The organism is Rhodospirillaceae bacterium, from assembly GCA_040219235.1.
GTDB lineage: Bacteria > Pseudomonadota > Alphaproteobacteria > Rhodospirillales > Rhodospirillaceae > WLXB01.
In genome coordinates, this window is record JAVJSV010000011.1 from 996,725 (window position 1) to 1,020,200 (window position 23,476).

At 53.0% G+C, this 23,476-nt stretch carries 18 protein-coding genes; 7 read left to right on the forward strand and 11 right to left on the reverse strand.

Annotation, left to right across the window (positions count from 1 at the left end):
- Positions 1–18: 18 nt before the first annotated feature.
- The 5 genes from RIC29_08685 to RIC29_08705 all read right to left on the reverse strand — a co-directional run bounded on the left by RIC29_08685 (position 19) and on the right by RIC29_08705 (position 7,727).
- Positions 19–1,896, reverse strand: a complete 1,878-nt coding sequence (locus RIC29_08685) for a flagellar hook-basal body complex protein (GenBank protein ID MEQ8734986.1) — start codon at positions 1,894–1,896, stop codon at positions 19–21.
- An 83-nt stretch (positions 1,897–1,979) separates the two neighbouring features.
- Positions 1,980–2,687 (reverse strand): flagellar hook assembly protein FlgD, encoded by a 708-nt coding sequence (locus RIC29_08690; GenBank protein MEQ8734987.1) that lies wholly within the window; start codon positions 2,685–2,687, stop codon positions 1,980–1,982.
- Between the two features lie 24 nt (positions 2,688–2,711).
- The gene (locus tag RIC29_08695; protein MEQ8734988.1) at positions 2,712–4,496 is read right to left on the reverse strand and encodes a flagellar hook-length control protein FliK; all 1,785 of its coding nucleotides are present in this window, start codon (positions 4,494–4,496) and stop codon (positions 2,712–2,714) included.
- A gap of 234 nt (positions 4,497–4,730) precedes the next feature.
- On the reverse strand, positions 4,731–5,852 hold the full coding sequence (locus RIC29_08700; GenBank protein MEQ8734989.1) for a hypothetical protein: 1,122 nt from the start codon (positions 5,850–5,852) through the stop codon (positions 4,731–4,733).
- Between the two features lie 138 nt (positions 5,853–5,990).
- Positions 5,991–7,727, reverse strand: coding sequence for a tetratricopeptide repeat protein (locus RIC29_08705; GenBank protein MEQ8734990.1), 1,737 nt, complete (start codon positions 7,725–7,727; stop codon positions 5,991–5,993).
- A 104-nt stretch (positions 7,728–7,831) separates the two neighbouring features.
- On the opposite strand from RIC29_08705, the gene RIC29_08710 reads away from it, so the two are divergent.
- Both RIC29_08710 and RIC29_08715 read left to right on the forward strand, forming a co-directional pair.
- The gene (locus RIC29_08710) at positions 7,832–9,379 is read left to right on the forward strand and encodes a tetratricopeptide repeat-containing glycosyltransferase family protein (protein MEQ8734991.1); all 1,548 of its coding nucleotides are present in this window, start codon (positions 7,832–7,834) and stop codon (positions 9,377–9,379) included.
- A 53-nt stretch (positions 9,380–9,432) separates the two neighbouring features.
- A complete protein-coding gene (locus tag RIC29_08715; protein MEQ8734992.1) occupies positions 9,433–10,086 on the forward strand; it encodes a hypothetical protein in 654 nt (217 codons plus the stop codon).
- Between the two features lie 4 nt (positions 10,087–10,090).
- On the opposite strand, the gene RIC29_08720 is transcribed toward RIC29_08715, so the two are convergent.
- The 3 genes from RIC29_08720 to RIC29_08730 all read right to left on the reverse strand — a co-directional run bounded on the left by RIC29_08720 (position 10,091) and on the right by RIC29_08730 (position 13,525).
- Positions 10,091–11,863, reverse strand: coding sequence for a hypothetical protein (locus tag RIC29_08720; protein MEQ8734993.1), 1,773 nt, complete (start codon positions 11,861–11,863; stop codon positions 10,091–10,093).
- Positions 11,856–13,148: a 3-deoxy-D-manno-octulosonic acid transferase gene (locus tag RIC29_08725; GenBank protein MEQ8734994.1), complete on the reverse strand. Its 1,293-nt coding sequence runs from the start codon at positions 13,146–13,148 to the stop codon at positions 11,856–11,858. The genes RIC29_08720 and RIC29_08725 overlap by 8 nt, the downstream gene beginning before the upstream one ends.
- Positions 13,149–13,234: 86 nt before the next feature.
- Entirely contained in the window at positions 13,235–13,525 is a 291-nt protein-coding gene (locus tag RIC29_08730) for a hypothetical protein (protein MEQ8734995.1), read from the reverse strand.
- Between the two features lie 159 nt (positions 13,526–13,684).
- On the opposite strand from RIC29_08730, the gene RIC29_08735 reads away from it, so the two are divergent.
- The gene (locus RIC29_08735) at positions 13,685–14,866 is read left to right on the forward strand and encodes a glycosyltransferase family 4 protein (protein MEQ8734996.1); all 1,182 of its coding nucleotides are present in this window, start codon (positions 13,685–13,687) and stop codon (positions 14,864–14,866) included.
- Positions 14,867–14,882: 16 nt separating this feature from the next.
- Here RIC29_08735 and RIC29_08740 read toward each other — a convergent pair whose 3' ends face one another.
- Genes RIC29_08740 through RIC29_08750 form a run of 3 tightly spaced genes read right to left on the reverse strand, consistent with a single transcriptional unit; the run spans position 14,883 to position 18,731 of the window.
- Positions 14,883–16,859 carry a tetratricopeptide repeat protein gene (locus tag RIC29_08740; protein MEQ8734997.1) on the reverse strand — a complete coding sequence of 659 codons (1,977 nt, stop codon included), beginning with the start codon at positions 16,857–16,859 and terminating at the stop codon, positions 14,883–14,885.
- Between the two features lie 9 nt (positions 16,860–16,868).
- Complete coding sequence (locus tag RIC29_08745; protein MEQ8734998.1) at positions 16,869–17,792, reverse strand: hypothetical protein; 924 nt, start codon at positions 17,790–17,792, stop codon at positions 16,869–16,871.
- A gap of 54 nt (positions 17,793–17,846) precedes the next feature.
- Positions 17,847–18,731 (reverse strand): hypothetical protein, encoded by an 885-nt coding sequence (locus tag RIC29_08750; GenBank protein ID MEQ8734999.1) that lies wholly within the window; start codon positions 18,729–18,731, stop codon positions 17,847–17,849.
- A gap of 289 nt (positions 18,732–19,020) precedes the next feature.
- On the opposite strand from RIC29_08750, the gene RIC29_08755 reads away from it, so the two are divergent.
- The 4 genes from RIC29_08755 (at position 19,021) to RIC29_08770 (ending at position 23,267) form a co-directional block, all read left to right on the forward strand.
- The gene (locus tag RIC29_08755; GenBank protein MEQ8735000.1) at positions 19,021–19,908 is read left to right on the forward strand and encodes a flagellin; all 888 of its coding nucleotides are present in this window, start codon (positions 19,021–19,023) and stop codon (positions 19,906–19,908) included.
- 148 nt (positions 19,909–20,056) lie between these two features.
- Entirely contained in the window at positions 20,057–20,965 is a 909-nt protein-coding gene (locus RIC29_08760; protein ID MEQ8735001.1) for a flagellin, read from the forward strand.
- 234 nt (positions 20,966–21,199) lie between these two features.
- Entirely contained in the window at positions 21,200–22,111 is a 912-nt protein-coding gene (locus tag RIC29_08765; protein MEQ8735002.1) for a flagellin, read from the forward strand.
- 262 nt (positions 22,112–22,373) lie between these two features.
- Positions 22,374–23,267: a flagellin gene (locus RIC29_08770; protein MEQ8735003.1), complete on the forward strand. Its 894-nt coding sequence runs from the start codon at positions 22,374–22,376 to the stop codon at positions 23,265–23,267.
- The last annotated feature ends 209 nt before the right edge of the window (positions 23,268–23,476 follow it).

The window sequence follows — 23,476 nt, forward strand, 5'->3', positions numbered from 1 at the left end:
TCGTTTATGCGTTTAGGCTTAACGCTTAATTCTCAGCAGTTCGTCCAGCATGTCATCAGATGTGGTGATCACCTTCGCGGCGGACGAATAGGCGCGCTGCGTGGTAATCATCCGCGTGAATTCTTGCCCGAGGTCCACCGTTGAGGCTTCAAGTGCGGCTGAGTTGACAGACCCCGCGCCAGCGTCCCCGGCTTCACGCAACACCGGGTTGCCTGAGAAGTCAGTTGAAATCCACACGTTGCCACTGACGTTACTCAGGCCGTTCGGATTGGTGAAGGTCGCTACGGGAATCTGGAAGACCGGGCGCGTTACACCGTTGTCGAACAGCGCTGTAACAATGCCGTCTTGTCCAACTGATACCCCAGCAAAGTTGCCGAACTTCGCACCATTTTGCTGCAAGAAGTTGAGCTGGAAGTTGCCAGAAAGCTGGGTGAGACCGTCAGGTGTGCCGTAGTTGCCGACAAACACTTCAATCGCTGGACTGTTTGAGTTGCCCGATTCCATGTTTTCAGCGCCGTTGGCCCAAACAATTTCCAAGGTATGCCGCGGCGAGTTCGCCTGCGAGGAATCGAGGCCGAACATGTTTTGGGCCGTGCCACTGCCGCTAAATTCAATCGCGTTTGTTCCTAAGGTACCTGCTGACAGATCGTACCAACCGGTCGTTGCACTGAGCAGCGGCACTGAGTATCCGGCGGTGTCATTTTGGAACACAACAGAGTCGCCGTCGGCGTCATTGATGTTTGCGGTAAAGGTCATGGCCACGTTGCCACCACCCGTTTCTGCAGCCTGATCGAACGTGATGCCATTTTCGCCAGAGATCCGGCGGGCCCAGTTGCCGGGAGGGGTTGGGGCAGCACCGAAGACCGTTGCATCGGTCAGGAAGGTGTCAACCCGGTCCGCCACTTCATCCAAAATCTGGCTTAATGTCCGACCTGCAACATCAACTTCAAGTGTCGTGTCTGTGGCACCAGGGTTGTAAACCGTGTCATCACCGCCGCCATCGTTCAGAATAATCGTCACGACGTCGCCGTCACCGGCCGTCATGTTGATGGTCCCTGTCATGGGTGAAGTGAATTGATCCAGGAAATCAAGGCGACCTGATGAGAAGTATGTTTCACCGTTCTGGCTGGACATCTCAATCACTGCGGATTGAGCAGGTTGCTCAACTGCGAAGTTCCAGTTGTTGGCCGCCGTCTTGCGGAATTCGTACGTCAGATTGTGTGGGTTGCCGAGAGAGTCAAAGATCAGGTTGTTGACCCGTTCTGACTCTCCGACCAACGCTTCGGCCGGTAAGTTCGCACCGATCGCGACCGTTGTGGTGGGGGAGGCGGTTCCACCAATCGTCTGCAGGTTGATCGGGCGCAAGTTGCGTTCGTCAATCACGTTATCGTTGATCAGAACCCGGTCGCCAGATTCGTTAATGTAGGACTTCATAAAGGTGTTGTTACCAACCTGAACTTGTGCGGCACCTTGGCTGCCGTCAAAGAAGCTCAATGGCCAGCCTTGCATATAATAGCCGCCAACGTTTTGCAGGAAACCTTCTTGGTCCACTCTGAATGACCCAGCGCGGGTGAAGACAAATTGGTCGCCACGGGCAGGTTCGGCAGCTTCGTTCGCCACAAAAAATCCTTGGCCAGAGAGCGCGATATCCGTCGACGCGGTCGTGGCCTGCAGGAGGCCCTGTAAGTCGACACTTTGCCGCGGTGCAGATTGCACACCACCCGGTGAGTATTGCGTCAGGGACACCTGAGAAGTGACCAGGGTTTTGAAGTTCACCTGAGTCGCCTTGTAACCAATCGTATTGATGTTGGTTACGTTATCAGCGATGGCGCCCATAGCGCTTGACTGTGCCTGCAGTCCTGAAACGCCTGAAAATAAAGCCCCAAAAAGTGACATCTTATGTCTCCTTACGTGTGCCGCACACGGTTTGCCTGAAGTGGCAGATTGTCCTGGCGGCGGTTAATTTCTTCCTAACGTGCTCAGCTTTGTTGCTGCTGCTCCGGTATGGTTTCACTGACAGATAAAATCTGCTGAATGGGCACTGCGACTTTGTCCATCAACAGCACGGTTGTTCCGTTCACATTGGTTAGGCCCGTGACCCGGCCAAATGTGGTGGTCCACGTTGGTACTTGCTCTTCACCCTTACCCAGAGCTGTTGCTTCTACGGAGTAGGTACCATCCGGAAGCTGTTGTCCGGTGTCTTTGTGCGTTCCATCCCAGGTCAGCTCATGAACGCCTGCTGTGGTTTGTCCAGCCTCAGTGTGGACGATCTCGCCCGTACCGTCGCGAATAACCACGGTTGTGGCTGTGCTGTCTGCGCCCAGACCATAGGCCATGCGGGCAATGCCGTTCTGTAACGGCACTTGATCGCTGGCGGCTTCAATAGTTTCGCCCATGTAATTAACGGCGCTGGTCACGATGCTTTGTTGCGTCAAATCAACAACTTCGGACATGCTCTCGTTCAAATTGATCTGTTGCTCAACTTGCGCAAATTGAACCAGCTGATTGGTGAACTCTGTCGAGTCCATGGGTGAGAGAGGATCTTGGTTCTTTAGCTGGGATGTCAAAAGTGTCAGGAACGAATCTAAGTCTTTGGCAAGCTTGTTCCGGTCAGCATCCGAAGAACTCAGCGCCTGGCTGTTTGAGCCACCAATAAGGCCGGTAATATTTGTTGAAAGGTCAGACATGGTTCTGCTCGCTCCTGTCGCGCTTTAGACCAGTTGATCCACACCGCCGCGAGAAGCGGCAGCGAACGCGCGGTCGTATTCTTCTTCAGCGATGAGAGACTCATCTGCTTCTTCGTCCGCATTGTCGTTGGCAGCCGGTCCGCTACCGTTTTTGGCGTTCTTGGCATTTTGCTCTGGCGTGTCGCTCTTTAAGGCAAAATGCAGATTGTTTGAGTCTGTTCTTAGGCCGGCATCTTGCAGCGCTTTCTCTAATCCACGAGCATCGCGTTGCAGAAGATCAAGAGTCTCTTTGGTGTCAGCTGTCACGAAGGCGCGGACCTTGCCGTCTTGTGAAAGTTCCATCTTCACTTCGATTTTTCCGAGGTTTTCAGGCCGCAGTTGAATGGTGACGCGATCCAGACCGGCTTTAACGCCTTTGTTGATGTTCACCTTAATCTGCTCAACAACCTGCGAAGACGTAGGTGCAGGGGGGCGCTCTGCTCCGGTCGCTGCTTGCGCCGTTGGCGCAAAAGACGGACCACTTTGAAGCGCAGTCGCTTGCGCCGCTGGTTGTGGCGCACTTGTCGCACCAGAATTGGTTTGTCCGGTTCCGGCTTGACTCAATCCGCTGTCACCGCGCGCTGGTGTGCCAGAGAGCTCTGCGCGTGGCAGACCTGAAGCTGTCCCCGGCTGAGAAGGCTGTGTGTGAGGTTGCGGTGTAGACGTTGGGATGGGAGCGGCGGTCTGCACTGCGGGCTTCTCAGCCGGGGTGTTCGCATTGTTTAAGGCGGCGTTCGTCGCATTGCCGGTTCCAGCCTGGCCGTTGGCCGTGGAAACGGTACGGGAGTCACCAGCGTTATAACCGACAAAACGATTGAAGGGGCTTGGTTCAGTGGCTGTTTGATTGGCCTGTTGGCCGGTAACATTAACTTGCACTTGAGCACGTGTTGAGTCGCCAAGGCGCTTTGACAAGTCTTGTGACTGTGCCTGCGCAGCGGCTGAACGGCTTTCCGTTGATTGATTTTGAACACGCTCTTGCACCACCTGCTGCCCTTGTTGGGTTTGCGCTGGGTTGGCCTGTGCGGCTGTGGTTTGATTTGATGTTGTTTGCGTTTGGTTTGCTGCAGCGGCCGTTTGAACAGTCTGCGTTTGGGTCGGTGTCGCCGTTGTTTCAGTCTTAGTAGACTGCGCGGCTGCAATTTGTTGTACACCAGCGTCAGCCTGCTGCTGCGATTGTACACCAGTCTGAGTCGTTCCGGTATCAGCGGCGGTAGCGACTTTTACTGTTTTATCAACGGTCGTGTTGGTAACGATCGCTTCAACAGTTGTTTTAACTTGAGTCGTTGCTGCGGCAGCGGCGGCACCTTCGATAACGCTTAAGTCTGCACCAAAGCCATCACCTGCGACTTGTGGTTGGCCTTCTGCGTTGCCATCGGTGCTAGCGGCGGTTTGATCGTCGCCTGTGCCATCTGTGTCTTCGGACGTTTCCGAGTCTGATGACTCTGATGTGTTTTTGTCTGAGTCTTCGTTATCTGTGTCGTCGGCTTTGCGGGTATCGTCTTTATTGTCGTCACCCTCTGTCGCGTCGTCGCGGTCAGTTTTGTCAGCATCGGTGTCATTAAGTTTGTGGCTATCACGCACCAGATCCCGGCTGTCATCCAGGCGCATCAACTCGCCTTCCGCGTTGCTCTTCGCACTGTCCAGGGAAGTTTTCTTGCCTGAAATTTGAACGAGCGCAGCAAACCCGTCGGCGACGTTGCGGAAGTCATCGGCAGACCCCGTAATTGGGTTGCGCTCAGTTTTGATCGTTACGGCGTTGATGGCGTCCATTTTGAAACCCTCTTGAATAACGTATTTGTGCGTTCACGCATGAATTCATCAAGAAGGATGCAATTGCTGGGCCAAACCGGAGGTCGGTGGCTAAGTCATTGTAAAAAAATAGAAAAGAGGATTTTTGGCTTGAGCCCGGGGAGAGAGTTTTTGGGCTGTTTGGAGGAATCTTATGCCGCACTGGGCAGTTATTGCCGGGCTAAAATGACGTGTTAAGCTCTGGCGCGAGAGGTCTTAAGTTAGAAGGTCATAGGTGAAGGGACTGGTGACAAAACCAGCAAAGGCGTTAACGTAGTTTTCCTGCTGAATGCTGAGGTTCTCCAGATTGATCTGCATGGCTTGAACCTGCTGCTGGCCTTCAATGAGCAGCTTATTGACGTCGTCTGCCTGTTTCAGGCGCGCATTTGTCTTTTCCCCAGCCAAGCGGTCGAACTCGCGGTCGATGCGGTTCGAGTCAGACGCAACTTTTGCCTCTGCTTCAGCAATTTTACCTTCGCCAAGGGTCAAAAGCACTTCTGCCTTGTCAATTGCTTTCTGGGCACGAGAACGCCCTTCTGCTGTTGATAGGCCATCGTAAAACCAGGAGGGCATCAGCTCAATACCGCTCCTTTTCAGCTTGCCGTTGAAGGTTTTTGGGTCGGCATCCGGGTCGACGCTGATTTGCAGCGTGATATCGTTCGTCTTTTCATCATGGTTGATCAGCGTGACCGCATTTCTTGTGGAGGCCGCACTGCTGATCACTTGATTGCCAACGGTTGTGGTTTTGAGCGCAACGCCTTGAATTTGAGAGAACTGTTGCAGCAGATCAACGCCGAGCTCGGGAATCCAGACGGTGCCGTCATTAACCTCAATGCGATAGTCAGATCCAATATGCGTGCCTTGAAGCAATGTTGTGCGAATGCCCAAATCACTGCGGTATTCCACCTGATTGGGTGTAAAGTCGTCACGATTGATGGCCCCGACAATATTAAAGCCTTTGCCGATTTTGTCGGCTTGGTCGTTGATTTTGTTAAAAGCGAGGTCAAACTGTGAGGCACGAAACTCAATATCTTCGTCCGATTCTCCAGCCTGCGCGACTGTCGTGCGGAGATCCAGCAACAACTCTCTTATTTTGTCAGCGGCCTCACGACCGGTTTCAACCCCAACACTGGCATTGTTGATTTGCGCTTTGACGGAAATATAGCGGTCGCTCTGTGAATCAATGAGCGCTGCTTTTTCCGTAAAATTTTCGTCAATCGCGACTTTTTGTACAGCAAAGCGCATAGCGGCTGTATCGCGAATTTGCTCAAAGAGAAAATTCGGGGTTGCAACAAAGACGCTCGTATTGTTTTGCGCGGCCTGAAGGATGCCTACCACTTTATTACTCCACGAAGCTTTCTTGCTCGCATAAGTTTGCGCTTCTGCGCACTAAATAAGGGCCGTACTAACCCTATTAACGCGTAGAAATTACCACGAGTTGCAAACTATTCCAACAAATCCCATATCAGCCTCCGATTACCAGGACCTTAACGCCTGGCAGATTTGGCTGAAAACGGGCCTCCAGTCGCCACGGTCAGGCTGCCGGAACAACCGCATACTGTCGTACCAGGCCGTGGTTTCTCGCCCGAGTCCCCAACGGTAATCGGGCATAAAGGGTAACAGGATCCAAGTGGGTTTACCCAGTGCGGCGGAGAGGTGGATTACAGATGTATCCACACCGATCACCAGGTCGAGTTGATCAATAACCGCGGCGGTATCTGCGAAGGTCCTCACTTTGTCCTCGCATTGGAAAATAATCCGCTGCTCAGGGAAGGCAATGACATCTTTGCTCCGGGGGCCGACCTGAAGGGCGACAAAGTCTGCATCGGTTGAGTCAAACAGCGATAAAAAGGACTCGATGTCCACCTTCCGGCGTCCCTCAATTTTATTGTCTGGTGAGCCGGCCCAGACGAGACCAATGCGGCGTTTCCCGGTGTCGGCAAGGGTTAGTGACGCTGACCGTTGTGAAGGGGCAGCGAGATAACCTGCACTTGCCGGTGTTCGTGCCCCATTATAGTGGAGCAGCCTGGGGAGAGAGAGCAGGGGGGTATGGAGATCCGCAGCGGGCAATGTGGTTCCCGCCGGGACAATGGCATCAAGGCCGGGAAGATCTTTTAAGAGGTTCACCAAAGGCGGTTGGCATTCCAAAATGACCTGCCCGCCGTCTTTTGGAATATCAGATAGAAACCGTGAAAACTGAATCGTATCTCCAAAACCTTGCTCCGCATGCACCAGTACTGTTCGGCCATTCAGAGAATCCCCTGTCCAAGCAGGCATATCGAAGGCGCGTTTTGAGAACTCATCGAGATTCCAACGCCATTCAAGTTCTTCCCAGCCGCGCTGGAAACGACCGGTCAGCAGCAACAGCCATGCTAAATTATAATGCGCTTCTGTATTGTCCGGGTTCATCTTGAGGGCGCGATTTAAATCTGTTTCAGCGCCCTTAAGGTCCCCGACATGCAATTTGCAGACAGCAAGGTTGGTTAAGGCATCCCAGCGGTCAGGGTGCGTGGTCAGCAGAATTTCTAAAACAGGTCCTGCTTCTTGAGGGCGCTCACGTTTGATGAGGAGTGTCGCTAGATTATAGGCGGCGTCCTGGTCTTTCGGGTTGAGCTTGAGCGCAGTCCTTAAAGCCTGCTCAGCCTCATCGCCTCGGCCCTGCAGTTCCAGAACATTGCCCAGATTTGCGTGGGCTACGGGCAATGACGGGTTAAGTGAAATTGCTTGGCGATAGTAGGATTCAGCCTCGGCATAGCGTTTCAAGGCGCGGCATGTGACGCCAAGGTCGTTTAAGATGTTTGTGTCTTGAGGGGTAAGTGCTTGCGCTTTTAAAAAACTGTCCAGGGCTTCTGTGCGCCGCGCGCACTTGAGCTCTGTCTTACCTTTGAGCCGCCAGAGAGCGCTCTCATTCGGAAACAGCGCCGCCGATTTTTCCAGGACGCTAAGGGCTTCTTCAAAACGGTCTGCCTTTGTCAGCGCCAAGGATAAGGCAATCTTGGCTTCAATACTGTCGTCTGGCTGGGCGGCAATGGTGAGATGACGCAGCGCCTCGTCTACCTGTTGTCGGTCCATGGCAATGAGGCCAAGGCCCAGGTTACAGAGCTCAAGAGAACCGCCCGAGGCCAAAGCGTTATCGTAGGCTTGCTTGGCCGCCGCAAGATCACCAGACAAATACAAGGCACGGGCGCTGTTTATGTCTTCAGTGCTGGTCATCTGTGCGTTACTTACCCGTCATCCCGTCGTATGGTTCGGCTCCCAGACATGACATAAGTAGCCTTAGTCTTGGCTGATCGCCTTTTCCACATGATAATCCCTCAATGACAATAGACACAGACCTGATCGACGGCTTTTTGCAAGATGCGGAGGGTGCCATTGCCCGCAGCGCAATGAAGCAGGCAAAAGTTCTGTATCAAGGGGTGCTGCGTGTTGATGAAACCAATATCACCGCTTTAACTCAACTGGGTGCGTTGGCTTTTGCTGATGCAGATTTTCATCAAGCGCTGGTTTTTTATGGACTGGCTATTGAGCAAGAAAACCGGGACCCTGATATTCACCACGCTTTGGCGGCCGTGTACTGGAAGCTCGGTCAAACTGATAAGGCGGAGCGAGCGTTCGACACAGCTTTGCGGATTGAGCCAAATCACGAGCCAGCCCTGATGGACAAAGCCCGGCTTTTACAGTCGCTCGGTAGACTGGATGAGTCTGAGCAGTTGTATTTGCAACTCACTTCAAAAAACACTTCGCGGGTGGATGCGATTTTCAATCGTGGCGTCGTCATGTTTCGCAAGGGCAACTTGGTTGCGGCAGAGCGGTGGTTTCGCCAGGCTGCAAGACTCGACCCCAATGGGTCTCGACCGATGATTAATTTGGCGCTGATTTATCGTTACTGGGGGCGCTATGAGGCGGCCCGCACGTTGCTGACCCAAGTTATTGAGCGCGACCCTGATCAAGTCGACGCCCATTGGAATTTAGCGAACCTGGATCTTTTATTGGGCAACTTGAAAGACGGTTTTGTCCGCAAAGAATGGCGATTTAAGAGGGCGGGTTTCCTGCCGCCGCGGCGCGATCTGCCCATGTGGGATGGCTCCAGTGACACCGGCAAAGGCTTGCTCCTTGTTGTCGAGCAGGGGTTTGGCGATACCATCCAAATGGTGCGCTTTGCCAAAACCTTATCTGATCAGGGACACAGGGTCGGCATTGAGGCGCAACCAACGCTGCATGGCCTTTTATCGACTGTGCCCGGCATCTCTGATGTGCTGGCCCCAGGGGAGCCGTCTAATGAGTACAGCTATTGGCTGCCCATTATGTCGTTGCCAGCGGCGCTGGGTATTGAAGAAAACACAATCCCGCGGGCTGTACCCTATGTGTCTGTGCCGGTAAAAACGCCGCGTCCACATTTGGGAGGCGCGGGCATAAAGGTTGGTTTGGTCTGGCGGGGAAATCCCAAGCATGAAACCGATCATCTCAGATCCATACCGTTGTCCTTTTGGGGTGAGATCTTAAAGATCCCGGGTGTTGATTTTTATAGCCTTCAGGTTGGCACAGACGGTACAGAGCTTCAGGCTGCACAAAAGAAGTATAACATCACTGACGTTGCGCCAGAGTTAACAGATTTTAGTGCCACCGCTGCTTGGGTTAATCAGCTTGATTATGTGATTACGGTTGATACGGCCATGGCCCATCTCGCTGGTGCCATGAAAAAGCCGGTCTGGCTTTTGGTGTCACCGGCCAATGATTGGCGATGGATGAAGGGTCGGCATGACTCGCCCTGGTACCGCACCCTGCACATCTTCCGCGCCGCGCGCATTGGGCGCTGGCATGATTTGATCAGCAAGGTTGCTCGCATACTGGAGCAACGCGTATAAATCGCGGCAACGCCCGGGACTTAGAACCAGGGACTTAGAACCAGGGGCTTAGAATGAGTGATGATATTCCGGTAATTTTTGCGCAGACGACGTTAAAGCCGCGACCTGTGGTGATATTTTTGTCAGCAACGCATGCGACCCAAATGGAGCAGTACGTAGTTGCAGGGTGGCGCGTTCTGCATGTACAGGATTTTAAGGGGTGCGACATTCCCCGAGATCTGCCGATAGATGTGTTCGACCCAGCATCTCTGGATGCTGCGCCTTGTCTTGTCATTGGTGACATCGTGCATTTGACTGACGACTGGCGGCATATGGTGACGGTGTTCACGCCGGAGTCCGTTAAGATTAACGCAGCCTTTACAGAAGATGCGACGAAAGTAACCGAGGTGTCTGCTTTTCTGACAGACCAAAAGTACACCATGTGCGCGTCTTATTGGCGAAACGATAATTCGTTCGGCCATCGCATTCTTGATCGCATTGATGCGTTATCCGTGTTTCAACCAACGCCGTGGACCCAACTGAATCTTATTGGTTACAGGGAAACCGCAAAAGCCGCTGATATGGTGCGCTTTGGTCGGTTTTATGCGGGGCAGGAACAGCGTATTGGAGACCTCGAAGTCAAAAGCGCCATCCGGGCAGATCACATCAGTCAACTAGAAGCAGCCATGATGGCCCTGCAAACGCGCCGCGATTCTTCAGAAGGTTGATCGTTCAGGAAAGTGAGTTTAGGCGCTCTGCAAAGATATGCCACAAAGCCTGTCCGACCTGACCACCGATATAATCAGAGCGCCCAAGTCCGGCCTGGCGTGCCATGTCTTCAACGGCCTCGGCCATTTCCTCGCGCAAGTCTTGGTCGCGGCCCAATCGCACCGCGACGGATACATAATCATCCGGGGATTGTGTGACCAACACTTCCAATTCGATTTCTTCAAGCAAGGCGGCGCTTTGCCGGCAGCGTGCTTGTGTGCCATCAAGCACGATAGGCGGGCAACCACACATCAAGGGGTCAATCACCGAGACGGCACCAGAGTAAGGGAAGCTATCGAGGTAGACATCGGCCAACTGAAGCAGGCCCAGAATAGGCGCACGCGAGGGCTGAGGCTCTAGTAAATGTAAGCGGTCAATGTCGATGCCAGCCGCCGTAAACCGCTGGTTTAGAAAACGCACAAAGCTGCGCCGCTGCGGATATTGCGCTGACCAGTTTGGATTGAACGGATACAGCACAAGGTGAGAGCCGGGCGTGGCGCTGAGGATGTCGGTCCAGGCTTTCACGAGGTCAGGCCCAATTTTAAAAGCGTTCGCGCCAGACACATAGATGATGCCGTCTTCGGGTAGACTGAAGTCGCTGCGCGTCAAATCCTGTGGTTCGGTCGCGCTGTCGATAAACTGATAGTGGTTGGACGACCCTTCAATAAGAATAAGGTCTTCCGTGTACTCTTCCTCTGATCCCTCCAACTCATTCAAAGCGCCGTTGATGTAGTAGTCAACGGTATCAAAGCCGGTGGTTATCGGGCAGGCGTGCATCGCAACTTGCAGACGGGCGAGGCGCTGGGCCATGAGTTGTGTCCAGGGAAAGGAGCATGCATTGGTCAGGTTGGCCGCGCCGATAAGAATGTCTAAATCTTCCTGAACGATAATCTCTGCCGCCGCAGCAATGTCATCTACGGGCAGGGCGATTAACGCATCGGCTAAGTCATCCACACCGCGGCTCACGCTATCTATGGCAGCGTCTGGCACGAAAGCGGTGATTGAAAATCTGTCTTTGGACAGACCAAATAGATGCCCTCGAATCGCGGCCATTTCTGACTGAGAGCCTGGACTTAAAATGCCAATGCTTAACTTTTCGGGCATGTCAGTAGGCCAGCTCACGGTGGCATCTCGCCTTACACCAGAGATATCAAGGTGCTGCTGAATCAATTCAGCCCGTTGGATGGCGATCTGCTTGAGGGAAGTGTCTTCGCCGTAAACTGGCGTCAGGATAAAGGCGTCGAGAAATCCCGCCAGGACGGCGCGTCTAAAATCCGGCTCATCAATAACGCGGGCGGCTTTATGAATCTCTTCGACAGATTTCATCAGATGAGTCAGGGCTTGTCGCCGCGCACCATCCCGGTCAAAAAACTGCGGCAGGCCCAAGAAGGCTCTGACCATGGTTGCAACGATCTCTGTCGGAACGTCAATAAGTTCAAACGACCGTTCAATCCGGTATGAGAACATAAACAACGACAGAGCGAGGTAGGCGCAGGATTTTCTTACTGGGTCGTGTTCTACGGTCAGCATGCGATGGCATCGCTCAGCGACAGCCTGATCCGCTTTGGTCATACTCAGGTGGCGTAAACCTGAGTTGTACATGGTTGCCAGCGCATCGCCTGAGGCAGCGTTGCAAAGCGCGGATATTTTTTCCAGACGCGCATCGAGGCAAATTTCGGCAAGCTCTAACCTAAGAGCCCGCAACTTCGCTTCGGTTTCTGCATCCATATCAGCCATGATTGAGCCCCCTGGGCACCACTTTCAAGAGGTCCTGAATGGCGGCTAAGACGTCTCCCACCGCATCAGACCCGGTCAGCGCAATCTCTTTGGCGGCCAGGGCCAAAGCCTGTCTGGTGTCTGCGGAGCCAAATAGCGCACTAACCGTCATAGCCAGTTCATTTTCATTCGCCACCTGAAGGGCCATTTTTTTGCGCACCATCATTGCCGCAACATCATCGAAATTTTCCATATGCGGGCCAAACACTATGGCACATTCGAAATGGGCTGGTTCAATAGGATTTTGGCCACCCTTAGCGCCGTCTCTAACGGTAAGGCTTTTTCCCATAAAAACGATAGGGGCCACGGTGAAGAAGGACCCTAACTCGCCGAGGGTGTCCGCCACATAAATACTGGTCGTGTTCGTAATCTCTTGACCGGCGCCACGGTGCACGATTTGCAGGTTTTCGTTTCTGCCTTGTTTGACAATCTCTGACCCGCGATGGGGATGGCGCGGCACAACTATGGTCAGAACATTAGGATATTTATCGGCCAAGATTTTATGCACAGAGAAGATGATGTCTTCTTCGCCAGGGTGTGTGCTTGCAGCAAGCCACAGTGGTCGCTGACCAATCATAGATTTTAGCTCGGCCACCGTTTTTTGGTCCACCGGCAGCGGCGGGGCCGCCAACTTCAAATTGCTGGCGACCTTGACTTGCCTGGCGCCGAGTGCACGAAATTTCTCCGCGTGTTCGTTCGATTGTGCCAAAACCAGATCAATGCAGTTCATCACGGCTTTAGCTGCACCGGGAAATCGCGCCCAGCCTTTTACCGTGCGGCCTGACAAGCGCCCATTGATGATGAGAACTGGAACGCCGCCATCTTTCAGCGCGATTAGCGTGTTTGGCCACAGCTCTGATTCCATGCGAACGGCGATGTTGGGTTGCCAATGACTCAGAAATTTCGAAATCCAGGCCCGTCTGTCCATGGGGGCGAATTGATGAATAACCCGCGTGGGCAGGCGCTCTGCCATAAGGCGTGCACTGGTGGTTGTGCCGGTGGTCAGGAGAACATGCATTCCCGAGGTGTCGATTAGATTTTGAATGAGCGGCAATACAGCCAGAGACTCTCCAACACTCGCGGCGTGGCACCACACCAGTACGCCCTCGGGGCGGCGCAGTGCAGACAGCCCTCGGCGTTCCGCCAATCGCAGGGGTTCTTCTTTGCCACGCCATGATCTGACCCGCAGCAGAGCTCGCAAAGGCCACGCGGCAATATCCGTAAGAAAGGCGTAAAGAGAGAGCATTAACGTCAAGCAGCCATATCAATATCTCCAGGCGCAGGACTGCGTCTGGGGTCGGCCGTCATTATGACGTGAAACGCAGGTTTTGGTTAGGACTTACCCGGGATGAGGTAGTCAACCATGGATTCAGCTTTTGGCGCTTCTTGGCCAGCGGCGGCGGCTTGTTCGCGGATCCAAGCTTTCGCTTCCTCAGCATCCACAGGTGTTTGCTTAAGAAGGATAGTCATGACAGCCTGAGTTGCAAACATATTGGCCGCCAGATCGTCAATTGCGCCAAGCAGCATCTCAAATTGATCTGTGTTTGATTCGGCCAGGCCCTCCATGTCGTCGGACACCTTGGACAGAAGGCCTTTGACTTGGCTCATCATGAAATCGGACATGGAAACTCCCTTTCTACACTGAGAGCGAACGCTGTTTTGTTCGCGTCATCTCGTCTGTTCTGCTGAAATCGCATACATTTATGATTTACAGCGTTAATTCTATACCCCACTCCTCTTTGCGTAATCCACTTTGGTAAACAAGCTCTTAAGGATATGTCGATGAAAGAGCCGATATCTCAGCCAGTTGTTATTGGATGGCAGGTCGGCGTGCCCAGCGGTTGGGGGACATATGGCTTGAACCTCGCGTTACAACTCGCTCAAAAGGGGGTTGATATCGGTCTGCCTTTTCTCGCCAAAATCTTAAACTTAAGTGACACACAGCCAGACCTTTTGGCTTCAGCGATCGCGAACCGCGAGCATTTCAGAAATACCGAAGGCAAAATCGAAGGCCAGACCGTCTCGGGAATTTTTCTGCGGGCTTTGGGCGACGGATTAGATTTTCCGCCCTTTTTAGATGGATGGTCGGCAGATATTGATATCGGTGTGGTGTTTTTTGAATCTGCGGACGTGCCCACAGAGAACCTGACGCGGGCTGCAGCTCTGAGGGCTGTTATTACGGGGTCGCAGTGGAACACAGATGTTTTGCGCGCAGCCGGTCTCAACAACGTTTTTAACTGTCCGCAAGGGATCGACCCTGCCCTGTTTTGTCCAGGCAGCAGGACGGGCCGTTTTCAAGATCGCTTCGCCGTTTTTTCCGGCGGCAAGCTCGAGTATCGCAAAGGCCAAGATTTGGTTGTTGCGGCGTTTAAACAGTTTCAAAAACGCCACCCTGAAGCTCTGTTGGTGACGGCCTGGCAAAATCCATGGCCAGAGGCGGCGGACTCTCTGAAAATGTCTCCGCATATTTCTGGCGTGCCCCGCCGCACAGAAGACGGCCTGTTAAATATCAATGAGTGGTTGTTGGGCGAGGGGCTTGCGCCTGACTCCTTTATCGATCTCGGCGCCCTTGCCAATTCACAAACGCCAGCGGTCTTGCGGGAGATGGATGTTGCCGTGTTTCCAAGCCGCTGCGAGGGCGGAACGAATCTCGTGGCCATGGAAGCTATGGCCTGCAGTGTACCCACTATTCTCTCACGTAACACCGGGCACTTAGACTTGTTTGGGGATGACACGTGTTTTGGGATCGACTTGCAAATTCCTCTGGGTGAGGTCATGGGACGAAAAGATATGGAGGGTTGGGGCGAGTCTTCTATCGAAGAGATGGTGCAGAAGTTGGAACTGGCTTACGCCCATCGCGATCAGGCGAAACGCATTGCCAGCAATGGCGCAAATTTTATGAAAGCATGGTCCTGGTCAACGCAGGTAGACCGGTTGCTGGATGTTCTCACAGACGTTTCTTGAGTCCATATCTGCTGCGCTATTGCGTCGCACACCAGTTTTTCCAGGCTTCGCGAAGCTTCGCCTCAAACCCGGCAGCAAAAGTCGCGCCATTGCACAACGGTGAATGTGCCACTTGATTTCGCATCTTGGCCCGCAGCTCGGCAAGGGCCGTGAGGTCTGACGCCAGTGAGGCTGCGCGTTCGACAAGTTCATCTCTCGAGCCAACAATACAATCGTTATACCCTGTCGTGCTGAGATAAGTCGCCGCATGCCGTCCGGCAAAAGTCTCACCAGGCACTGTGAGCGTCGGCACTCCCATCCATAGGGCCTCACAGGTTGTCAGTCCGCCCGAATACGGAAACGTATCTAAGGCCATATCCACACGGTTGTAGGTGTCGAGAAAAACGTGATGATCCGCACGCCCTTCAAACGCAATGCGGTCTTGCGCAATACCATGCTTTTTAAAGCGCTTAAGTATTGGCGCTTGGACTACAGGGTCATCTAACCCACGAAAGCGCATCAGCAATTGACTGTGGTCAACGGCTATTAGAACGCTGGCGAAGGTCTGAATAACGTCATCGTTGAGCTTGGCCGGGTTGTTGAGGCAGCCGAAGGTCACATGGCCATTTGTGCTGGCGGGCAGTGGCCCGACATCAGGCGCATCATCTGGTGGTGCATAACAGGTGTAGCCATTGGGCAGTTTCAACAAACGTTCCGTGTAATGTTTTTCAGCGTCACGCGGGAATTGATGCGCGTCGCCAATCACATAATTCATCATCGGTAATCCGGTGCTGCCGACATATCCGATCCAGCTCATCTGCACCGGGGCTGGCTGACGCGCGAACACGGCCAGTCTGTTGCCAGCGGTTTGGCCACTCATGTCAAACAGGATGTCGATACGCTCCGATGTGATGAACTGCGCCAGCGCTTCATCGTTCAGTTGGGCAACATCATGCCAGGCTGAGCAGGCGGTTTCGATGCGTCGGCTGAGCACATCTTTAAAATCAACCGGGCGTGTGTTGAACACAACCGTTTCTAATGCGTGAGGAGAGGTGTTCTCAAAGAGGGGTGCGCTCAGATATCCCACCGGGTGCTTGCCAAAGTCGGGTGACACAAATCCGATCCTTAAGGTGCGGTCTGGGTCAGCATCAACGGGGGCAGGGTTTCCTGCCTCAAGGATTGTTGCGATGTGGAGCCAGTACCATTCGGTATGCGCTTCGGCCAAGCGCTTTGTTGTTATCCCCGGAACGTAGTGCAGTCCGCATAATCTGTTAGAGGCGTAGGCGGTGGACTCAGGCGCAAACTTCACGGCTTGATCGAACGCCTCCAGGGCTTCGTCGGACCGGGCCATATCACCCAGGAGGGTGCCGAGGCTATTCCACGCCATGGCGTAATCGGCCCGTGCAGCGATGGCGCGGCGCAGCAAGTATTCTGCTTCTCCCAGGTGACCCAGGTCGCGCTGCACGTTCGCCAGATTGTACAGGGCTTGGCTGTGATCCGGTTGGATATCTAAGGCTCGTTCGTATGCTGCAACCGCAGCTGTGGCCTCTCCCAAGTTCGTTAAGGTCAGGCCCAACTGACACCACGCCTGCGCGTGTTGGTCATCAAGTGCGATGGTTTTTGTGTACGCCTCTTTGGCGGCGGGCCAGTTTCTGAGTTTCCCGTACACATTGCCAAGATTGTAAATGATCGCTGGGTTGTCTGGCGCGTGACTGTGCGCGGCACGCAAGGCGCTTAAGGCATCGTCAAGTCTACTAAGTTCCAAAAGCACCGTCCCGAGGTTGGACTCAGCATCCGCAAAGGGCTGTTTGACGCTTACCGCTTGTTGCAAAAGTGCTGCCGCTGCCTCCGGCTGTCCGAGTTGGTAGGCAACAACACCCAGCATGTGCAGCGCATCAGGATGCCTTGGGTTAATTTCGAGTACAGCTTGATACAAGTCGGCAGCATCAGCGAGATTACCAGACTGATATTTTTGTTGCGCGGCGGCAAAGGCGTCTTCCAGATTCTTAGTCATGACGCACTCTTATGTGGCGTCGAAGTGGATCACTTCGGCATTGCTTTTTATGGTGTGAACGGCGGCCTCTTGAAAGCGGTCATAGAAATCGGCCAGCGCGGCTATGGCTGTTTCGTCCGGAGGAGCTCCTTCTTTCCCTGAAGTGCCATTGTCCAGAATAAATCCATAATGATGGGATATGAAGTTAAGTAGGAACGCCAACTGCCGGTTAGCTGCTGTGCCGTTACCCGCGTTGCTTTTACTTTGTTCCATCACATAGGCGATTAATGCATGGAAGAACAGGTATATGGTTTCATCCCAACGGGTCTCATGGTTTACATGTAAGGCGATGGGGCTATTTAGGCTCTTAAGGTCACGCCCCGCCAAATAGGCGGTCAGCGGTAGCCAGTAATCCCAGAAGGGCATACCCATGGCAAATGGACTGTCAGCAAAGACATCCACAACATCACGACTCATAATAAAGTAATCGTAGCCGACGGAAAATTTTGGGTTTGAAATTGGGGTTTTCACGTTGAAGGAGTCAGCCGTTGTGACGTCAACGCGGGGACCAAGCACGACGCACCCGTCGGCTGACTGCATTAGGAATTGCTTTAGCCCCGGCGCAGGCCGCAGAAAAATATCTGCGTTGATAATCCCGACCGTATCTCCGGGGCTAGATTGCGTTTTGGCCGCTTGCAGCAGGTCATAAATATAGGGCACGGGCTTATGCGCGTATTGTTCTGCCGTCCGCTCTGCCACTACGAAATGGATGTTCGGATAGGTCGACTTGAACTGATCAATCTCTGCGGCTGTATTGACCGCAACCACGGTGATGTCATTGTCGAGCCAAGATTGAACGGTCGTGGCTTGCACATCGCGCTCATCAATGGGCGATAGGCTTGTTGCCAAAACCAGGCGCGGTGCATTTTCACCACCGGATTTTTGCTGTGTCATTTTGCGTGAGCGCTCCGGTGAAAACGATTTGTCCGCTGTGTTTGTGATGATGAGTTAGTCATGGTGCGTATTGGCTGTCATTACTTTGGCCTGAAACTGCGACCTGTCCATACGTTCTAGCCCAGCTTCATCACGCAGCTGGTCGGCGAGACCAAAATACGTGTCCATAGGGGCAAGTCCACAAAAGTGTCCAATCGCTCCAGCCCATGTTTCGGTTCTACCGCCTGCGACCTGCTTGATGACCTGCAAGTCGCCGACGGTCAAATCCATAACACCCTCAATCATATTCGGTGTGGTCACCTGAAGCCGGTGTGTTGTGGTGGGGCGGAAAGGGGCAATCCCGAGCATGGCCAGCGCGCAGGCAAAGAAGGGTTCATCTGCATATTCAGCGTCATGCTTGTAAGGGTAGCTGATCTCATCGCGATGGGGCCCCTCGAATAGTTCAATAGCGGTATTAAACACACGCTCTGAGGCCGCGCTGTTTTCAAAGTACATCACGCCGGCATTGAAGACGGTTAGTTCAGGCACATTGACCAACTGACAGAGAACAGCCGCATCTTTAACGCCAAGTGAGCAGGCAAAGACGGGGCCGGTTTTTTGCGGGCGCCCCTCGACCGCAAAGGGATGACCTCGATACTGCCGCCAGAAAAACTCGATTTTGGTGTTAAAAAGCAGGCAATCAGCATCGATATACATCGTCCGCTCATAGGGAGAGGCGCCGAAAAGAAGCGTTTTGGCCATAGCACCGCGCAGGTTCGGGTGATCTTCGAGCCTAATAATCTGGTCGAAAAAGCGTGTATAAGCCTCGGGAACAGGCGTTTCGGGACTAATAACCACGCTCACGGGCCTTGGCTCCAGGCGCTTGACTGAAATAGCAAAGTTCGCGGCCAGATCCAGGTAGCGCGGGTCGTGGAGGGCGAGCAGCAGATAGCCTTCCATCAGAGTGTGGCTTCTTCTGGTCTAAGTAACTGAAACCATTCATCTATTTTCCTGATTTCAATGGGGGCTGGAGGCCCAAAAACATCAAAAAACATTAGGATACCGCCCCGCTTAATCTACTGAAGTTTAGTGTATCGCCTATTACGTGTGAAAAAAGCATTGACAGTTAACAGGACGTTAACGTAAGAGGGTAGCGTTCGTATTCCTGAAAGGGAATGTATGGAGAATCCGTACACAGCGAACAAGACAGAAACGTCGATAACCTGGTCCTAGAAAAGGAGCAACCAAAATGGGTGATATTTCCCTATCGAATGCGACACGCACAAACCTGCTGTCGCTCCAAAGAACCACCAATCTTATTGGCCGAACTCAAGAGCGTCTGGCAACAGGCCTCAAAGTTAACAGTGCCATTGACGATGCCTTGGCCTTCTTTAAGGCTCGTAACCTCAACGCCCGTGCGTCTGACTTGTCGTCCATTAAAGACAGCATCACCGACGGTATTAACGTTATTCGGTCTGCTATTCAGGGTTTGGAAGCCATTGAATCCACCCTTAAGCAGCTTAAAGCTATTGCACAATCCGCTATTTCGTCACCGGAAAGCTCGACCCGTGCAAAACTGGCAAGCCAGTTCAACGAACTGCGGTCTCAGGTTGATAACCTGGCCGAAGACTCCAGCTTCAACGGCACAAATCTGCTGAAAAACTCCTCTGAGGCATTCGCAGCGGGTGCTGATAACCTGACTGTTAAGTTTAACGAACGTCAGGATACCGCCCTAAACCAGATCGTCGTGTCCGGTGTGTCCGCCACTGACTTTGCCTCTATCATAGCATCGTCTGCAACAGCGACCGGGACAGCCGGGTCGGCCACTGTTTGGGGACAAACTGGCTCAGCCGCTGTGTCCGCCATCAACGCGGCAATCCGCGGCATCGACTCTGCTCTTGTGACTGTGCGTCAGGTTGCGCAGAACTTGGGTACCAACTCATCCTTGTTGGAAATCCGTAGAGACTTCACGGCCAACCTGGTCAACACACTGCGTGGCGGTGCATCTGAGCTCGTCAACGCTGACCTTAACGAAGAATCGGCTAACCTTCTGTCACTGCAAACCAGACAGCAGCTTGGTACGATTTCGCTCTCGATCGCGCAGCAGTCTGAACAGTCCGTCTTGCGGTTGTTCTAAGACTAAAGACGCTTTTGATCTAGGACACTCAATCGGGGCGACGTACCGCATGGTGCGTCGCCTCGTTTCTTATTATAAAGAGTTTCTTAGGGTCATTGAGCTATTCAGCGGTCGTGCCCCCACTTAGAGGGGTGAAAAGGAGCAGGTTATGGGAGATATCTCGCTATCTAATGCCACTCGGACAAACCTTTTGTCCTTGCAGCGCACAACGTCACTGATTGGCCGCACGCAAGAGCGGTTGGCAACGGGCCTTAAAGTGAACAGCGCCATTGATGATGCGCTGGCCTTCTTTAAAGCGCGCAATTTGAATAGTCGCGCGCAGGACCTTTCAACCATTAAAGACGAGATTTCTAACGGCATCAGCGTCATTCGGGCCTCAATTCAGGGCTTGGAGGCCATCGAGTCTGTTTTGAAGCAGATGAAAGCTGTCGCGCAATCGGCTATTTCTTCGCCGGAAAGCTCAACCCGGGCAAAATTGGCAAGCCAGTTCAATGAGTTAAGGTCTCAAGTCGACAACTTGACGGAGGACGCCCGTTTCAATGGCGTCAACCTTTTGAAAAACTCGACAAATACGTTTGAAGCAGGCGCGGATAACCTCACCGTTCGATTCAACGAGCGTATGGATGACACACCTGGAACGGATACCGGGCCGCGAAACCAATTGATCGTGTCTGGTGTGTCTGCGGCTGACTTTGCGACCATCGTTGCAAGTTCCGCGACGGCAACCGGTGCCGCTGGGTCGGCTACGGTCTGGGGGCAAACCGGAACGGCAGCTGTGTCAGCCATTAACGCGGCAATCCGCGGCATCGACTCTGCATTGGTTACGGTGCGTCAAGTTGCACAAAACTTGGGTACAAACTCATCTTTGCTGGAAATTCGCAGGGACTTTACTCAAAACCTCGTCAACACGCTTCGGGGTGGGGCGTCTGAGTTGATCAACGCCGACTTGAACGAAGAATCGGCCAACCTCTTGTCTCTTCAAACCCGGCAGCAATTGGGTACAATTTCTTTGTCTATTGCCCAGCAATCAGAACAGTCGGTTCTCAGACTCTTCTAAATTAAGCGCAGTTTTCTCTTGGTTTGGCGGCGGGCTTTGGCCCGCCGCTTTTTTTTTATTTTTCCCCTAAGAACAAAAAAATTCATCCGGTTAACCTTTCGTTTGGGTTTTCCCCCTAAATCGGATGGCATGACGTCGCAACGTTAGTTGCAAAAGCTCAAGCATTTAGAGCCAAAGCCCGCGGCGCCTTGTTAGTGGTCTTAAAGTCCCTGAACCTAGAAAGGGGGAAACAACATGTCCGGAGATATTTCACTCTCGACGGCGACGCGAACAAACCTTTTGTCGTTGCAAAGAACTACAAGTCTAATTGGTCGCACCCAAGAACGCTTGGCGACTGGCCTCAAAGTGAACAACGCGATTGATGATGCGTTGGCCTTCTTTAAATCCCGTAACTTGAATGCACGTGCTGAAGATTTGGCATCCATTAAGGATGAAATTTCCAACGGTATTAGTGTCATTAGGGCGGCTGTCCAAGGTCTTGAAGCCATCGAGTCCACACTGAAGCAGATGAAAGCCTTGGCGCAGTCCGCCATTTCATCTCCAGAAAGTTCGACTCGTGCGAAACTGGCCAGCCAGTTCAACGAATTGCGCTCACAGGTTGACAACTTGGCAGAGGACTCCAGCTTTAACGGGACCAACCTGCTGAAGAACAACACCACCGAATTCCAAGCTGGTGCAGACAACCTCACCGTTAAATTTAACGAACGTCAGGATGACACACCTGGAACAGCGACCGGTCCATTGAACCAGTTGGTCGTCTCCGGTGTTTCAGCCACTGACTTTGCCTCCATCGTTGCGAGCTCGGCCACAGCCACCGGTGTTGCCGGATCGGCAAACGTCTGGGGACAAACCGGAACAGCTGCCATCAGTGCAATTAACGCGCAGATCCGTTCTATCGACTCGGCGTTGATTACCGTGCGTCAGGTTGCTCAGGAATTGGGTACCAACTCTTCAATGTTGGAAATTCGTCGTAACTTTACGGCTGATTTGATCAACACGCTGAGAGGCGGTGCTTCTGATTTGGTCAACGCTGACCTCAACGAAGAATCTGCGAACTTGCTCTCGCTGCAAACACGTCAGCAGTTGGGTACGATTTCGCTTTCCATCGCGCAGCAGTCTGAACAGGCCGTTCTGCGACTCTTCTAAGGTTTCTTTAGCTCGAAACCAACTTAAGCGGCGGGCTTTGGCCCGCCGCTTTTTTATTGCGTTCCTTGTTGTTTCGGCCTGCTTTTGTGCAGAAAAACTGTTTCGCCCTTTAACCTTTTATTCGCCATTCAGGCATAAGACTCGAAGTCTAAGAAAAGGTTTGGGTTGAGTTTCTGTAACCTCAGAACTCAGCATAACAACATCAATGGACGTGACCGGATAGTCGGCAGATAAGTTTCCAGTTGCGGCACGAGGCGGAACAATGGGTGATATAACCTTATCAACGGCGACACGCACCAACCTGCTCTCCCTGCAGCGCACCACGTCGCTGATTGGCCGCACGCAAGAACGGCTTGCCACAGGTCTCAAGGTCAACAGTGCAATTGATGATGCCCTGTCATTTTTTAAGGCGCGTAACCTCAACAGCCGCGCCGCCGATCTGCAAAACATCAAGGACGGAATCACCGACGGCATCAATGTGATTAGGGCCTCCATTCAAGGTCTCGAGGGCATGGAAGCTGTCTTGAAACAGATGAAAGCCCTGGCCCAGTCCGCTATTTCCGCGCCGGAAAGTTCGACGCGTGGCAAACTGGCCAGCCAGTTTAATGAGCTGCGCAGTCAGGTTGATAACCTGGCAGAGGACTCCAGTTTCAATGGTATCAATTTGCTCAAGAATTCTACGTCCGCGTTTGAAGCTGGTGCCGATACGTTGACGGTTAAGTTTAATGAGCGGACCGAGCGTGTCTCGATCAACCAATTGATCATCAGTGGCATCAGTGCGACAGACTTTAATACCATGGTCGGAATTTCAGCCGTTGCAACCGGAACGCCCGGAGACTCGACGGTTTGGGGGCAAACTGGAACCGCTGCTGTACGGGCGATCAATGCCGCGATCCGCGCCATCGACTCCGCGTTGATCACGGTGCGTCAGTCTGCACAGGCCCTTGGCACGAACTCGGCGTTGCTCGAAATTCGCAGATCGTTCACGGAAGACATTGTGAATACGCTTAAGGGGGGCGCGTCAGACCTGGTCAACGCTGACCTCAATGAAGAATCGGCAAACCTTTTATCGCTGCAAACGCGCCAGCAGCTTGGCACAATTTCGCTGTCTATTGCCCAGCAGTCTGAGCAGGCCATCCTAAGACTGTTCGGGTAAAGCTGACTAACAAACCCCTCTTTCCCTGATGACGTCATCTGATCTTGTCCGGCCTGTCACTGGGCACTTCCGTTTTTGGTCAAAACTGTGTAGAAGTCGGGCCACGAATATGACGTCGCATAAGCTCTCTAACCCGCTTATTCTTTGGCTTTTTAGGGGTCAGAGTTAAGTAAGTTAACCTTTTTTTTCCTTTATCCTGCGATGTCTAA

Excerpts from the sequence above, each read along its gene's own strand:
- RIC29_08685 (MEQ8734986.1), bottom strand. The coding sequence starts at position 1,896 with ATGTCACTTTTTGGGGCTTTATTTTCAGGCGTTTCAGGACTGCAGGCA.
- RIC29_08690 (MEQ8734987.1), bottom strand. The coding sequence starts at position 2,687 with ATGTCTGACCTTTCAACAAATATTACCGGCCTTATTGGTGGCTCAAAC.
- RIC29_08695 (MEQ8734988.1), bottom strand. The coding sequence starts at position 4,496 with ATGGACGCCATCAACGCCGTAACGATCAAAACTGAGCGCAACCCAATT.
- RIC29_08705 (MEQ8734990.1), bottom strand. The coding sequence starts at position 7,727 with ATGACCAGCACTGAAGACATAAACAGCGCCCGTGCCTTGTATTTGTCT.
- RIC29_08710 (MEQ8734991.1), top strand. The coding sequence starts at position 7,832 with ATGACAATAGACACAGACCTGATCGACGGCTTTTTGCAAGATGCGGAG.
- RIC29_08715 (MEQ8734992.1), top strand. The coding sequence starts at position 9,433 with ATGAGTGATGATATTCCGGTAATTTTTGCGCAGACGACGTTAAAGCCG.
- RIC29_08720 (MEQ8734993.1), bottom strand. The coding sequence starts at position 11,863 with ATGGCTGATATGGATGCAGAAACCGAAGCGAAGTTGCGGGCTCTTAGG.
- RIC29_08725 (MEQ8734994.1), bottom strand. The coding sequence starts at position 13,148 with ATGCTCTCTCTTTACGCCTTTCTTACGGATATTGCCGCGTGGCCTTTG.
- RIC29_08730 (MEQ8734995.1), bottom strand. The coding sequence starts at position 13,525 with ATGTCCGATTTCATGATGAGCCAAGTCAAAGGCCTTCTGTCCAAGGTG.
- RIC29_08735 (MEQ8734996.1), top strand. The coding sequence starts at position 13,685 with ATGAAAGAGCCGATATCTCAGCCAGTTGTTATTGGATGGCAGGTCGGC.
- RIC29_08740 (MEQ8734997.1), bottom strand. The coding sequence starts at position 16,859 with ATGACTAAGAATCTGGAAGACGCCTTTGCCGCCGCGCAACAAAAATAT.
- RIC29_08745 (MEQ8734998.1), bottom strand. The coding sequence starts at position 17,792 with ATGACACAGCAAAAATCCGGTGGTGAAAATGCACCGCGCCTGGTTTTG.
- RIC29_08750 (MEQ8734999.1), bottom strand. The coding sequence starts at position 18,731 with ATGGAAGGCTATCTGCTGCTCGCCCTCCACGACCCGCGCTACCTGGAT.
- RIC29_08755 (MEQ8735000.1), top strand. The coding sequence starts at position 19,021 with ATGGGTGATATTTCCCTATCGAATGCGACACGCACAAACCTGCTGTCG.
- RIC29_08760 (MEQ8735001.1), top strand. The coding sequence starts at position 20,057 with ATGGGAGATATCTCGCTATCTAATGCCACTCGGACAAACCTTTTGTCC.
- RIC29_08765 (MEQ8735002.1), top strand. The coding sequence starts at position 21,200 with ATGTCCGGAGATATTTCACTCTCGACGGCGACGCGAACAAACCTTTTG.
- RIC29_08770 (MEQ8735003.1), top strand. The coding sequence starts at position 22,374 with ATGGGTGATATAACCTTATCAACGGCGACACGCACCAACCTGCTCTCC.